The organism is Mucilaginibacter sp. R-33, assembly GCF_049949235.1.
Classification (GTDB): Bacteria; Bacteroidota; Bacteroidia; order Sphingobacteriales; family Sphingobacteriaceae; genus Mucilaginibacter.
Genome location: NZ_CP188089.1, coordinates 997232 through 1010587 on the forward strand (window position 1 = coordinate 997232; position 13356 = coordinate 1010587).

At 41.9% G+C, this 13356-nt stretch carries 10 protein-coding genes; 6 read left to right on the top strand and 4 right to left on the bottom strand.

Translation table 11 applies throughout. The annotated features are described in order from the left end of the window. Positions 1 to 3: 3 nt before the first annotated feature. Entirely contained in the window at positions 4 to 774 is a 771-nt protein-coding gene (locus tag ACP26M_RS04445; RefSeq protein ID WP_426586523.1) for an oxygenase MpaB family protein, read from the bottom strand. A gap of 258 nt (positions 775 to 1032) precedes the next feature. On the opposite strand from ACP26M_RS04445, the gene ACP26M_RS04450 reads away from it, so the two are divergent. The 3 genes from ACP26M_RS04450 to mutS all read left to right on the top strand — a co-directional run bounded on the left by ACP26M_RS04450 (position 1033) and on the right by mutS (position 6517). Continuing rightward, positions 1033 to 1596, top strand: a complete 564-nt coding sequence (locus ACP26M_RS04450) for a KilA-N domain-containing protein (protein WP_091162386.1) — start codon at positions 1033 to 1035, stop codon at positions 1594 to 1596. Positions 1597 to 1829: 233 nt separating this feature from the next. Then, a complete protein-coding gene (locus tag ACP26M_RS04455) occupies positions 1830 to 3764 on the top strand; it encodes an LTA synthase family protein (protein WP_426586525.1) in 1935 nt (644 codons plus the stop codon). Between the two features lie 143 nt (positions 3765 to 3907). After that, positions 3908 to 6517: a DNA mismatch repair protein MutS gene (gene mutS, locus ACP26M_RS04460; protein ID WP_426586527.1), complete on the top strand. Its 2610-nt coding sequence runs from the start codon at positions 3908 to 3910 to the stop codon at positions 6515 to 6517. Positions 6518 to 6699: 182 nt separating this feature from the next. Here mutS and ACP26M_RS04465 read toward each other — a convergent pair whose 3' ends face one another. Next, positions 6700 to 7116 (bottom strand): hypothetical protein, encoded by a 417-nt coding sequence (locus tag ACP26M_RS04465; RefSeq protein ID WP_426586529.1) that lies wholly within the window; start codon positions 7114 to 7116, stop codon positions 6700 to 6702. 159 nt (positions 7117 to 7275) lie between these two features. Between ACP26M_RS04465 and ACP26M_RS04470 the strand changes: the two genes are divergently transcribed. Next, positions 7276 to 7842, top strand: a complete 567-nt coding sequence (locus ACP26M_RS04470; RefSeq protein WP_426586531.1) for a C40 family peptidase — start codon at positions 7276 to 7278, stop codon at positions 7840 to 7842. Between the two features lie 120 nt (positions 7843 to 7962). Next, the gene (locus ACP26M_RS04475) at positions 7963 to 8091 is read left to right on the top strand and encodes a hypothetical protein (RefSeq protein ID WP_274987845.1); all 129 of its coding nucleotides are present in this window, start codon (positions 7963 to 7965) and stop codon (positions 8089 to 8091) included. Here the strand turns inward: ACP26M_RS04475 and ACP26M_RS04480 are convergent. Both ACP26M_RS04480 and ACP26M_RS04485 read right to left on the bottom strand, forming a co-directional pair. Continuing rightward, a complete protein-coding gene (locus ACP26M_RS04480) occupies positions 8078 to 9988 on the bottom strand; it encodes a DUF3857 domain-containing protein (protein ID WP_426586533.1) in 1911 nt (636 codons plus the stop codon). The two genes, ACP26M_RS04475 and ACP26M_RS04480, sit on opposite strands and share 14 nt — an antisense overlap. Further along, positions 9988 to 11961, bottom strand: a complete 1974-nt coding sequence (locus tag ACP26M_RS04485) for a DUF3857 domain-containing protein (RefSeq protein ID WP_426586535.1) — start codon at positions 11959 to 11961, stop codon at positions 9988 to 9990. Before ACP26M_RS04485 ends, ACP26M_RS04480 begins: the two co-directional genes overlap by 1 nt. Positions 11962 to 12086: 125 nt before the next feature. On the opposite strand from ACP26M_RS04485, the gene ACP26M_RS04490 reads away from it, so the two are divergent. Beyond that, entirely contained in the window at positions 12087 to 13112 is a 1026-nt protein-coding gene (locus ACP26M_RS04490; RefSeq protein WP_426586537.1) for an exonuclease domain-containing protein, read from the top strand. Positions 13113 to 13356 lie beyond the last annotated feature (244 nt).

The following is a 13356-nucleotide window of genomic DNA, read 5'->3' on the forward strand; positions in this document are numbered from 1 at the left end:
GGATTAATTTAAAGCATATGCCTGGTCCATTCCCTGGATCTGGATTTTGTATTGCGCCGGCAGGAGAGTATCCCTTAAAAATTTTCCGGGTTTAAGGTTCTTTATTACCTTGTATACCTTTAATACAGGCCAAAGCCAGGCTATTTTACCCAGCGGCAGTTGTTGGCTAACCTGCGTAGGTACGGTTAATAACTGTGCTTGTTTCATGATTTGATACCGGACAAAACCAAGATATTTTTCATACTGGCGATATAAATCGGCGGTGAACGCGCTGCTGATCAGGTTGTGTTCAAGGTGTTCTTTACGCATTTGTAGATAGTGTTGATAATCTGATGGCAGGTCTGTTAGCTGCATTCGTTTCCCAACTCTATAAAATACATTAAATACCTCGGCTTTTTCGGTTGTACTAAGAGGCTTTTCCAGTAATTCATATGAACGGATGGACAGATCGATCAACAGGAACAGCACATCACGATAAGCCCAGTCGGGTATTTGGGAACCGCGGGCGGTTTCAACACCTTTATGAATGGCATTTATTTTATCAATAGCCTTTAAAGCTGCTTCGCGCTCCGAAAAGATGATCTGCCGCGAATAGGCTACGGTGCTAAACAGGCGTGCTAAAGGATCAGCAGGAAGTTTGCCCGTGAAATAAAGCCAGTCGACAGCCTTATTTAAAGCAAACTCGGCTGCGGCCCCGGCGAAAATGAACAGGATGGTATCTGCCTTGCCCCAGATCCTGCGCACTATCGAATATTCATCTACAAAAAGATCCATGTTATATGTTTTTGGTTGCTTTTACTTTGTTTTATAAAAGTACTTTGTATTTCAAAGTTATTAAAATGATTTGAGTTTGCAATAGGAAGCAGGTGATTTATTTAGAGTGGTGGAAGGTTGGTATCAGATTCAGTTACTAATTGATTGCTAATTTTTATGGCTTTTTAATTATTAAAATTTTTTTTGCTAATTTTTATAGTTTTAAAATTACTGTTGGTATACTTGTATTTTAATAAGGAATATATTTGGAGCAGGCTTATGGTAAATGCAGTTTTTGAATTTGAATTTAATAATCAGGTTGTTGAGTTTGATATCAGCGATAAGGATTTAATGATCAATGCCACAGAAATGGGCAAGATCTTTGGGAAAAACCCAACAGAATTTTTAAAGCTGAAACAAACTAAAGATTTTATTGACGAATTGAAAAGCATGCCCTTGCCTTTTAATGAATCGAATTTTGAAGGGAACAGCACAAAGAATTCTGCTGATCTGGAAGCAATGATATTTGTGAACAAACTGGATGGACTATGGATGTGCGAAATTTTAGCGTTGAAATTTGCCGGCTGGCTTAACCCTAAGTTTGAAGTGTGGGTGTATAGCACCATCCGGGAATTTTTGCCCAACTTAAGGGATAACAACGAGGCCTATAAGCAAATTGTAAAGTTTGAAGATCAGTTGGATAAACTGGTGAAGAAACTACAGGGCAATGCCGATTTTCAGGCCTATATGCAATTACAGGAAAAATTGAAAAAGCTGCCTTACCGGATCAAACGAAATAACCAGGCCACTTTAAGGCAATACAGGCAATTGAAAGCTATTTGAATATATTGTTTATAAAAGAGGGGATCAGCTTTCCAAGGACTCGTTTTCCGCTCTTAAAAATATTTAGCGCTCCAGTTTGCCAACCTAATGTCATTAAATCACCGTTGATTTAGTATTAAATAATTGTAATCCAATTTTCTTTACTTTCGCTTTTTATTAGCTCCCGGGGAAATTAGGATTTGATCAATCCCTGCCGGTCAAACCTTTGGGGAAACTAAAGCAACGTGTTTTTCATGGAAAGTAAATTGAGGTTGGCCGAATATAAAGTACTTTTATACAGGCTGTTTTTGGGGTATTTGTTTTATTTTATTGCAAGGGTATTATTCTTTACCTTTAATACCCACCTGTTTGCCGTGGATAGCATTTGGGCCTTGCTTAAGCTGTGTTATTACGGTATGGCCTTCGACACCACGGCTTTACTATACATCAACAGCCTGTTTATCCTGCTCAGCGTTTTGCCCTTAACTGTAAATACCCGGCCGGCTTTTCAAAAAGGTATGGCTATCCTGTACTTTGTTACCAATTTACTTGCTTACGCCACCAACTTTGTTGATATCATTTACTATCGCTTTAGCCAGGTGCGTTCTACCAAGGCAACGCTTGATGTACTGGCTGATGAAAATAACAAGAAGCTGTTATTTACCCATTTTTCTGAAGCTTATTGGTATGTGATCATCATATTTATATTGTGTTCTGTTTGCTGGGTTTGGCTGTACAAACAGGTGAAGTTAAAGCCCACTGCGGTAACGGATAAGAAAGTGTATTTTCTATCGTCGATAGTTTCCTTCCTGTTAATCCTCACACTGGTTATAGGTGGCATCCGGGGCGATTTTGCACACAGCACAAGGCCTATTAACATGGTTGATGCCTACAAGCACATCACTGTCCCAAACCAGGGCGATATCGTGCTGAACACCCCTTTTGCTGTATTCCGCACACTGGGAACCAATAATTACAAGCTTCAGCATTGGACGGATGAGGCTTACATCAACACCAACATTAAACCCATAAAACAATACAGCACCAAACCGGCTGCTAAGCCCAATGTAGTGATCATTATATTGGAAAGTATGGCCCGCGAATATTGGGGCAGCATGAACCGCGATGTTAATATACCGGGCTTTAAATCATATACACCGTTTCTGGATTCGCTATCCAATAGCAGTCTTATTTTTACCAATGCTTACGCTACCGGACGACAATCCATTCATGCTGTATCATCGGTAATAGCAGGGATCCCGTCTTTTCAGAATGCTTTTACATCATCACCTTATGCCAAGCAGAAAATCCAGTCAGTGGTATCAGTTTGTGACAGTATGGGATATCAAACCTCGTTCTTCCATGGGGCAGCCAATGGGTCGATGGGATTTCAGGGCTTTGGCAGTATTTTGGGGTATAAAAACTATTATGGCCGTACCGAATATAACGACGATAAAGATTTTGACGGCATTTGGGGTATTTGGGACGAGCATTTTTTTCCATTCATGGGGCGCACACTAAGCAGCCAGAAACAGCCGTTTATGGCTACGTTGTTCACGCTGTCATCGCATGATCCATATCAACTGCCCGAAAAATATAAAGCGAGGTTTAAGGGCGGTCCGTTGGCTATTGATAAATGCGTTCAGTATACCGATAACTCGCTGCGGATCTTTTTCAATTACGCTAAAACGCAGTCGTGGTTTAACAATACCATTTTTGTGATCACTGCCGACCATACCAGTCAAACTTATTATCCCGAATACAGCAAGCAGGTAAACCGTTTCGCAGTGCCTATCCTGTTTTACAGCGCCAATGGCGCTTATAATTTGAAAGGTGTGCGTACCGATCTGGCGTCGCAAATGGATATTTATCCAACGGTGGTCGATCTGATCGGTTATAACAAGCCTTTCAGGTCGTGGGGGAGGAGTTTGGTAAGTAACCTACCCGATGAGCAGCCAAGGGTTATCAATTCAACAGGTAACATCTACCAGTTTATGCAGGGTAATTATACTTACTTGTTTGATGGTAAAAACTTCACCGGCATTTTTGCTGTGAGTGACAAGGGGCTGGAGAAAAATCTGATGACCGCGCAACCCAATGCCGAAATGCAAAAAGGCATGCAGGATTGCAAAGCGCTGATACAGGATTATACGGATAGGATTGTGAACGGGAAACTGGTGGCCAGGTAAAGTTTATATCGATACAGATAGCATTTATTTATCGAACAGGTGCGTTCATTCCCTACATATCCACACCACCCCAACTTTTCAACAATACCCTAAAACCCCCGCTAATGCATTAACTTTACCCGATTAACAGAAGGAGTAACCGCTTGGCTAAAGATACTACCAAAGAAACCCCCTTAATGCAGCAATATAATGCTATCAAAGTAAAGTATCCAGGTGCTTTATTGCTGTTTAGGGTGGGCGATTTTTATGAAACATTTGGCGAAGACGCCGTTAAGGCTGCCGGTATTTTAGGCATCGTACTTACCCGCCGGGCAAACGGCGCCGCTACACATATTGAGCTTGCCGGTTTTCCGCACCATTCGCTGGATACTTACCTGCCTAAGCTGGTACGTGCCGGGCAGCGTGTAGCCATCTGCGATCAGCTGGAAGACCCCAAAACTACCAAAACCATCGTTAAACGCGGTGTAACCGAACTGGTTACCCCAGGTGTAGCCACTAACGATAACATCCTTCAGCAAAAAAGCAATAACTACCTGGCCTCGCTGCATTTTGAAAAGAATACGATAGGCATTGCCCTGATAGATATCTCTACCGGTGAGTTCATGACCGCCCAGGGTAACAGCGATTATATTGATAAGCTGCTGCAAAGTTTTTCGCCCAGCGAAGTGATCTACCCCAAAAGCCGTACACGCGATTTTAAAAATACTTATGGCGACCGCTTTTACACCTATGCCCTTGACGAATGGCCATACAGCGGCGATTACGCCACTGAAACGTTGCTTAAGCACTTTGGTGTAAAATCGCTCAAAGGCTTTGGTATCGATAAACTGAATTTAGGCATCATCGCTGCCGGTGTAGCTATTCATTATTTGAATGAAACCGAACACCGTAACCTGGGTCATATTTCGGCTATCAGCAGGATCGAGGAAGACAGGTACCTGTGGCTCGACAGGTTTAGTATCCGCAATCTGGAACTTGTTGGCTCGGCTAACGAAAACGCCATGACCCTGGTTGATGTACTTGATCACACCTGCTCGCCTATGGGCGCACGTTTATTGCGCCGCTGGATTGTGATGCCGTTGAAGCAGATCAAAGCAATTAACGACCGCCTTGGCGTGGTTGAATACCTGATAGAAAACGAAGAATTGAGGGAAGAGCTGCTCCAATACCTGCGCCAGATAGGTGATTTGGAAAGGCTCATCTCAAAAATTGGCCTCCAAAAAGCCAACCCGCGCGAGGTTTGCCAGTTAAAGAAGGCTTTAACCGCCATAGCACAGATCAAACGCATAGCGGAATCATCACAAAGTGCCCCGCTGCGTGCCATTGGCGAGCAGCTTAACCCTTGTGCACTAATTTGCGAAAAGATAGAACGTGAATTAAACCCCGAGCCTCCGGTTATGCTGGTGAAAGGTTCGGTAATGAACGAGGGGATTAATGAAGAGCTTGACAGGTTGCGTAAGATCGCCTTCGGTGGTAAAGGCTACCTGCTGGAGATTCAGAAGCGCGAAGCTGAATTAACGGGGATCCCATCGCTTAAAGTATCGTTCAATAACGTGTTTGGCTATTATTTGGAGGTTACGCACAGCCACCGGGATAAAGTACCCACCGAGTGGATCCGCAAGCAAACGCTGGTTAATGCCGAGCGATACATTACCCCCGAGCTTAAAGAGTATGAAGAGCAGATTTTAGGGGCCGAGGAAAAGATCCTGGCGCTTGAAACCCGACTATATAACGATCTATTGTATTCGCTTGCCGAATATATTAAGCCAATCCAGTTGAATGCCCAACTGATAGCCCGTTTGGATGTGTTGCTCAACTTTGCTACCATCTCCATTAAAAACTACTATGTTAAGCCTGAGATAAACGAAAGCAAGGTACTTGACATTAAAGGTGGTCGCCACCCGGTTATTGAAAAAAACCTGCCGATAGGCGAGGAGTACATCACCAACAGCGTTTACCTCGACTCGGAAACCCAGCAGATCATCATTATCACTGGCCCCAATATGGCTGGTAAGTCGGCTTTGTTAAGACAAACCGGCTTGATAGTACTAATGGCCCAGATGGGTTGTTTTGTGCCGGCAAAAGCTGCGTCAATAGGCCTGGTTGATAAGATCTTTACCAGGGTGGGCGCTTCGGATAACCTTTCGTCCGGCGAATCGACCTTTATGGTGGAGATGAATGAAACGGCCAGTATCCTTAATAACCTGAGCGACAGGAGCCTGATCTTGCTGGATGAGATTGGTCGCGGTACATCAACCTATGATGGTATTTCGATTGCCTGGTCAATCGCCGAGTATTTGCATAACCACCCGACGGCAAGGGCAAAAACGCTGTTTGCAACGCACTATCATGAGCTAAATGAGCTTAGCAACTCATTTAGCCGCGTCAAAAACTTTAACGTATCGGTAAAAGAAGTGGGCCAGCAAATCATCTTTTTACGTAAACTGGTACCAGGCGGCAGCGAGCATAGCTTCGGGATCCACGTAGCTAAACTGGCGGGTATGCCTTCAAAGGTACTTTCCCGTGCCAATGAGATCTTAAAGAAACTCGAAAACGAACGTACCGGCGGCGAGCATATCAAAGAAAGTATCCGCAAGGTGCAGAAACAAGCTGTACAGATGCAGATGTTTTCGATAGATGACCCGGTACTGGTTAAGATCCGCGATACGCTGAACAACCTTGATGTAAATACGCTAACCCCGGTTGAGGCACTCATGAAGCTGGATGAGATCCAAAGGGTGGTGAAGAGTTGATTTTTGATGTGCGGATTTCAAATGTGCAAATGGTTTGAAGGCCAATCCTTTGGAGGGAAACTTACGAAGTTTTAAAAACATCGTAAGTTTTGGCTTTCTAATATCTGCACATCTAAAGGCAGCACTTCACCAAAGCCAGTATTGTGCAGTTGCCGACAGGAGGCTTAATTATGTCTATCAACCTATTTTTCGGTAATTGTTATACTGCCACCCTTGGCCGGCTTTTTGTAAACGTCAATCATAATAGTTATATGTGTATCTCCATATTGATAAAAGGTTGATTGACCGTTATCATCTTTGAGGATGAGCGGATATTTTATTTGCTTAATTAAGGCATCAATAAAAGTTTTATTGGGCGATTTATAAGTTGCTCCTTTATGATTGTAATCAATAAGTTCTTCGTTTGGGGTCGACGCGTTTTTAATAAATCTGGGCACTGGATATGGCCTTGTATCCTTTGTAAATAGAAATGGTTTGCTAATGAGATAATTTGGATCTTTTTCTTTTAAAAGATGGTGCAGGTTATCAAAAGTCAGGCTTTGTCCGTATAAGCTAATGCTACAAATTAAACAGGGAATAAATAAAAATAGCTTCTTCATTAAATCATATTATGATGCAAAATAATGAAATTAGGGAAACTATACTGCTCGCCCGCAGCATCTGCTCATCTGAAATTTACACATCTGCACATCCTCCCCATGTTAATATGTTAAAAACATCCGTATCCTCTCAATAAACATTAAAGTTAATTTTACTTTATGAGCATATACCTGCGTCGTAGTTTTTATTTGTTTATACTTTTCCTTTCCCCATTTATATTAAGTTCATGTCACTCGCGCAAGGCCGCTATGCGCGGCCAGCCGGGTGATGTGGTTAATCCATCGCCTGATATCGCTTCAAAATATTCCGAAATTATGGGGGTTGATAGGGGCGATATCCAAAATGGTCGCCTTTACGCTTTTATTGATCAATGGATGGGTACGCCTTACAAATTTGGCGGACTTGATAAAGACGGTATTGATTGCTCCGGTCTTACCTTTTTATTGGAACAACAGGTTTATGGCATCACCATTCCACGAATGACCAGCAAGCAGATTTCCGTCATCAAACGAAAATATGAAGATGAGCTAAAGGAAGGCGATCTGGTGTTTTTTGATTTCGACGGAAAGCAGTTTAGCCACGTTGGGGTTTACCTGCAAAATGGCTACGTTGTGCATGCCAGTTCGCGCCGTGGGGTAATCGTTGTAAAGCTGCGCGACCCATCCTTATATAAGTACTTTTCAAGGGCAGGTTCTATTGAAAACGTACCTACAGGCATGAATTAGTAACACAAATTTTAGAAAGATTTTTGCGAATTACACCAATAGCAAGCTTAAATCGCATTCGTGTAATTCGTGAAAATTTGAGCCAAATTGTGCATTTATTTTCAATAATTTTGCACCATCATGGCCGACAAAAAAAACGATTACTCTTTTTGGACTAAGTACAAGCGTTTTGCAGGCACCGAGATTATGCTTTATGTGATCATGGTGCTTGGCATTATCCTCGGTATCGTGATATTTAGTTATCTTTAACTAAGGTAACGTTGTCATTATCCACATCGGCAATTGACTGATAGAAGTCGACCAGTTTCTGGTAAGTATCCTTGCTGTAAGTGCCGTCAATAAGTTGCAGCTTGCGGCTATAGATCAACTTATCGCCATTTACCGTTGTGCTTGATTCAAATTTTCCGAAAGGTTTTTCGATACTTACTTTTTTAGGGCGCATATCAACTTTATATCCTGCGGGCAGGGTATAGATGATTTCATCTTCATCAGTATATCCCCGGTTGATATACACATCATTATGGCGGTTACGAACTTCCCGCAACGGTGAAGTTATGCGGTTAGCCGGGTTGGCCAGGAAGATTATCTTTCCGTCAGATACCGAACCATAGTCTGTAGCCGAAATTTTTAACGTTTCTGTAGTGTAAGGCTGGTCAACTTTAAACTGCTTCAGGTCTGCACTTTCAATATCAAGGTTATTAATAGGGTAAATCTTCTTCAGATCCTTGATCTGCTCTGTTTTCGACTCGTAGATCACGTGATCACGATCTTCATAATTTGTACCCTTGAAATTGGTAACCATTGTGCCCGATAGGTTACCGTTGGCACTTAATGTAAAATTGGCTTTGCGTTGCTCAAGATTAGCTTGGGCCGTGTATTTTGGCGTATGCATTAATTTGCCGCCTTGTGGGGTACAAGCCAACACGATCCGATCATCGGTGAAATCGCCTAAAAAGCCAAACGGTATGTTCTGGCTGGTACATTCTAAAAAGGTGGTGTCATTTTTAAAAGGCAGGCATAAAATAATATGGTTGCCCTGGTCCATGCTCGCAAAATCAGGCTGAAAGTTTACTTTGGATGATCCTGCATATACCACACAGTAATATGAATCAATGTCGACGGCCTTTAACAATGCCTGTGTATAGTTAACCAGGGCCTTGCAATCACCATAATTTTGAGCATCAACATCTGATGCCGGGAAGGGTTGTAAACCGCCTATCCCTACCTGGATACTGATGTAATGCGTTTTACTCTGCATGTATTCATAAACCTTGCGGGCTTTGGCTTTGGGATCGGTTATTGAACTTGTAAGTTCTTTTACTTTCGCCATAGTTTGAGGCGAAAGTTGCTGACGGCCTGCATTAAGCTTGTCATATTGCCATTGGCCCAACTCTTTCCAGTTGGTAAATGAGCCGCTAATTCCGCGATAAATGAATTTTTCGGGCACTATTTCCAGCCTGGGCATTATTGATCTGTAAATAGGGCTGTAAGGTTCATGCTTTAAAGCTTTGAGGTTGTTAGTTTGCCAGGTGTATGTTTGCAGCCCCTGCTTATTGGTGCCAATTGTTACCTTAACCGGCAAATTGGTTTGTTTATATTTGATCTTAAAATCGGGCTTGCAGATTAACGTATACGAGCTTTTCTCAACTGCTATACCATCCGAAGGTATCGGGTGCCAACTCTCAAGGTCAAGTGATTGTTTTGACTTTACATCATACTCATAACTTACGGTGTAAGGATAATCATTTACCCTGGGTTGATAATGTTTTATCTTTAGGTCGGTAAAAAGCGAAAAGCCATCGTGGTTGTTGTCATCCTCAAAGTCGCCTTCCGAAAATTTGCTGATGGGTTTGCCCCATTGGTTGTAAACTATGCCCTTTATATCCTTTATATAACGACTTTTGTCATGCCATATCGCTATATCAACCTCATCGTCGCCATTTTTATTAAGTACCGTTAATACTTCTTTTACATGGTAAAGTGTGTTGTCAAGATCCTTAACCTCTACGGTAACTTCTTCATTACGCACCACCGAGCTGGCATAAGGCAAAAGGTCTTTTGAAATGAGCGATACATCGTAGTTTTCCTGTGCTTGTACACTGGTTGCTAGCGAAAATATAAAAAGGGTATTTAAAAATGCTTTCATTATTTTTTCCTGAAGATCATATCTCCTTTTTCCGTTAGAATGATCTTATTAAACAGCTCCTTAAGATAAGGGTATTCAGCCGAATCATAAACCGACTTGTTAAACTGGGTGATGTTGGAAAAAGTAAAGGTGTTATTATCCTGGGATTCAAACGTGCTGGCAAACATACCACCTTTATTGGGCAATGAATAGGCCACTACCTGCGGCGGGGTTTCAACGGTGTATTGTGCAGGCAGATGCATCACCAAAACCAGCCTCTTATCTGAGGCAAAGGCCCAGTCAACAGGGTAATCACGTTCGGCAAGTTTGAAAGGGTTGGTGGTGCGTTTTTCCCAAAAGTAAGGGTTAAACGCAAGCTTATCATGATTGGTATTATCAAAAGCCTCTATTTCCACTTCAAAAGTTTCCCGTAACGGATTTTCAAGACTGTCGAGATTTGCTATATCTGATTTAAATACTCTTAGCTTTGGCTGTTTCTCGTCAAAATCTTCAACGTATTCATCAACTGTATTAAATTTTTTAATGGCTTTGCGTTTTTCATAAGCGTCGTAACCTTTGTAGTAATTGGTTATAGTTCCTTTTAGCTTTCCATTATCAAGCAATGTCAAATCGAACATCCGTGTGGTGGCCGCTTTTTGCTGAGTGCTTAACTCTATCCAGTATGATGGTTTATTAAGGCTAATCACCCTGCCCTTATCGTTTATACATTTAAGAGGGAGTAAACCGAAGGACAATAACGGATCGGTAGCATCAAGCAGGTAGGTTTGAGTGCCGATAGTTAACCTGGCTATAACATAGTTAAAGTCAGTAAGTACCGGGTAAAGATTATTCACCATGCCGTGTTCGCGGGTCGAAAGTAACACAGCTTCGGCATTAAGGCCGGCGGCGCTAAGTGCAGTAATAAGCGTCAGATTGATATCGGCTATGCTGCCTGCATGTGTATCCAGCGCTTTTTTAATACCATCGTTACTGGAAAAACCAATATAGTCGTTCCATTTTATCTGATTTTTGACCCAGGCATACAAGGTTTTTGCTTTATCAAGATCGTCTGTTTTACCTGCAATTACCGATGCTATGCGCTCTTTGAGCAGGCTTGTGCGTTTTAGTTGTACGCCAAAATCATCTGATATTTTTAACTGGCGGTCAACATCGCTCCACTCTTTTGTTACAACAGTTTTAACGCCGTTATAAGGATTGGTATATTCAACCAGCTCAAAAAATATCGCCGATAAAAAGTTTTTACGGGCAGTCATATAATCCTCATCAACAAATGCCGGAATATCCTTCATGTTGTAAGTGATATGCGAGCAATCGGCTTTTGAACCCCCTGATGAGAAGCATTCGCGTTCAACCTCCGAATTACTTTTGGTTAATTTGAGTGCCCCGCGCAGCGATGCGTTAAATGTCCAGAAGCCCGGGATATGCACTTCATATTGTGAATTTATTTTAGGAATATCATCCTGAAATGTCCAGCCCCTGAAATGATCCCAGTATGGTGAGATAAGTTCGTATTTAAATTCAATAACGCAGCCGGGCCGTAATGCAGGCAAGGCAAACTTTACAGTACTGCCATATTTATAGTCTTTAACGGTAAATACCTTTTTTGAATCAAGTTCCGCCTTCTGAATAATACCGTTATCATCTTTATAGTAAGTAAATCCGGTAACGTTATTAACTTCTTCTGCCGAGTTATCGCCGTTGTGTATAGGTATTTCTATGGTGCCATGGTTTAGCCCTTCCTTAGTAAATATTTTAATTTTGGCATGGTACGTATAAATGAGCCTGATATGATCCATATATTCATCTATACGGGTATTACCAAACTCGTTTAAAAAAACAGCATTAGCCTGCGGATCTTTATCGTATTTGGCCATCTCAATCTCCTGGTCGGTGATTCCGGATTCAAAATCCTGCGCGGCAGCTTTGTACGATAAGCCGATAAAAATCAAAAGGATAAGGGCGATCTTGTTCATATGAATCGTGATAATTAGGGATAATCAAATTAAATAATAAATTGGTATATTAAATAAATTAAAAAATTTATTCTGCTGATTAATTTTAGGACATTTGCGACCTTTGCATCTCTGAATACTGACAAATGAAATTAAACTTAAAACGCCCACTCGCTTTCTTTGATCTTGAAACAACAGGTACCAATATCGGTGCCGACCGTATAGTTGAAATATCTGTAATCAAGCTTAACCCTGATGGCAGCGAAGAGGTGAAAACCTGGCGTGTCCACCCCGGCATTCCTATCCCGCTCGAGTCATCGCTGGTGCACGGCATTTATGACGAGCATATCCAAAACGAAAAGCAATTTAAAGAACTTGGCCAGGAAATAGCCGATTTTATTGGTGATAGCGACTTGGCCGGATACAATTCGAATAAGTTTGATATCCCCATGATTATGGAGGAGTTTTTACGTTCCGGAGTGGATTTCAACCTGGATGCCCGCCATTTTGTTGATGTACAGAACATATTTCATCAAATGGAGCAGCGTACGTTAAAGGCTGCTTACCAGTTTTACTGCAATAAAGTAATTGAAAACGCCCATTCGGCCGAAGCAGATACCCGTGCTACCATGGAAGTTTTGCTGGCACAGATTGAGCGTTATGAAAATGTAGAGTGGGAGGATAAAAAAGGTAATAAAATAATCCCTGTAGTGGGCGATGTTGAAGCGCTGCACGCGTTTACCAACCTGAGCAAGCCGGTTGATTTTGCAGGCCGTATGGTTTACAATGAACAGGGCGAGGAATTAATAAATTTTGGTAAACATAAAGGCAAACGTGTTGAAGACGTGTTGAACGCCGAGCCAAGTTATTACTCATGGATGATGCAGGGTGATTTCCCACTTTATACCAAGCGCAAACTCGAAGAAATTTATACCCGCTGGAATGCCAAAAAAATTGCCGAACGCCAGGCAAACAAAGCGGCCCAGCCGAAACCTGCAGATCAACAGCCTGCTGCTCCTAAACCTGAGTATCAGAAAAAGGAATACACCAAGCCCGATCATACCAAAAATCAGCAGTATCAAAACAAACCTTTTAAAAAGAAGGATGAACCAGCCCAACCGGTTAATGATGATATGCTGGCTCAGTTAGCCTTGAAGTTTAAAAAGGGATAATTGTTCTGAACCCTGATTTTTAGGATTAAAGGATTTTCAGGATTTTTTGTTGAAGCCCTTGCAGTTATTTATGCAAGGGTTTTTTGTTGATAATATTTTGAAACCTAAGCTTCATGAGGCCGTTCAACTTTAGCCTTTAGCCTTTAGCCTTTAGCCTTTAGCCTTTAGCCTTTAGCCTTTAGCCTTTAGCCTTTAGCCTTTAGCCTTTAGCCTTTAGCCTTTAGCCTTTAGCCTTTAGCCTTTA

What these genes read in the sequence shown, in the direction of transcription:
- ACP26M_RS04490 (WP_426586537.1), top strand. Translation starts at nt 12,087, where the DNA reads ATGAAATTAAACTTAAAACGCCCACTCGCTTTCTTTGATCTTGAAACA.
- ACP26M_RS04475 (WP_274987845.1), top strand. Translation starts at nt 7,963, where the DNA reads ATGGCCGACAAAAAAAACGATTACTCTTTTTGGACTAAGTACAAGCGT.
- ACP26M_RS04455 (WP_426586525.1), top strand. Translation starts at nt 1,830, where the DNA reads ATGGAAAGTAAATTGAGGTTGGCCGAATATAAAGTACTTTTATACAGG.
- ACP26M_RS04485 (WP_426586535.1), bottom strand. Translation starts at nt 11,961, where the DNA reads ATGAACAAGATCGCCCTTATCCTTTTGATTTTTATCGGCTTATCGTAC.
- ACP26M_RS04465 (WP_426586529.1), bottom strand. Translation starts at nt 7,116, where the DNA reads ATGAAGAAGCTATTTTTATTTATTCCCTGTTTAATTTGTAGCATTAGC.
- ACP26M_RS04450 (WP_091162386.1), top strand. Translation starts at nt 1,033, where the DNA reads ATGGTAAATGCAGTTTTTGAATTTGAATTTAATAATCAGGTTGTTGAG.
- ACP26M_RS04480 (WP_426586533.1), bottom strand. Translation starts at nt 9,988, where the DNA reads ATGAAAGCATTTTTAAATACCCTTTTTATATTTTCGCTAGCAACCAGT.
- ACP26M_RS04470 (WP_426586531.1), top strand. Translation starts at nt 7,276, where the DNA reads ATGAGCATATACCTGCGTCGTAGTTTTTATTTGTTTATACTTTTCCTT.
- ACP26M_RS04445 (WP_426586523.1), bottom strand. Translation starts at nt 774, where the DNA reads ATGGATCTTTTTGTAGATGAATATTCGATAGTGCGCAGGATCTGGGGC.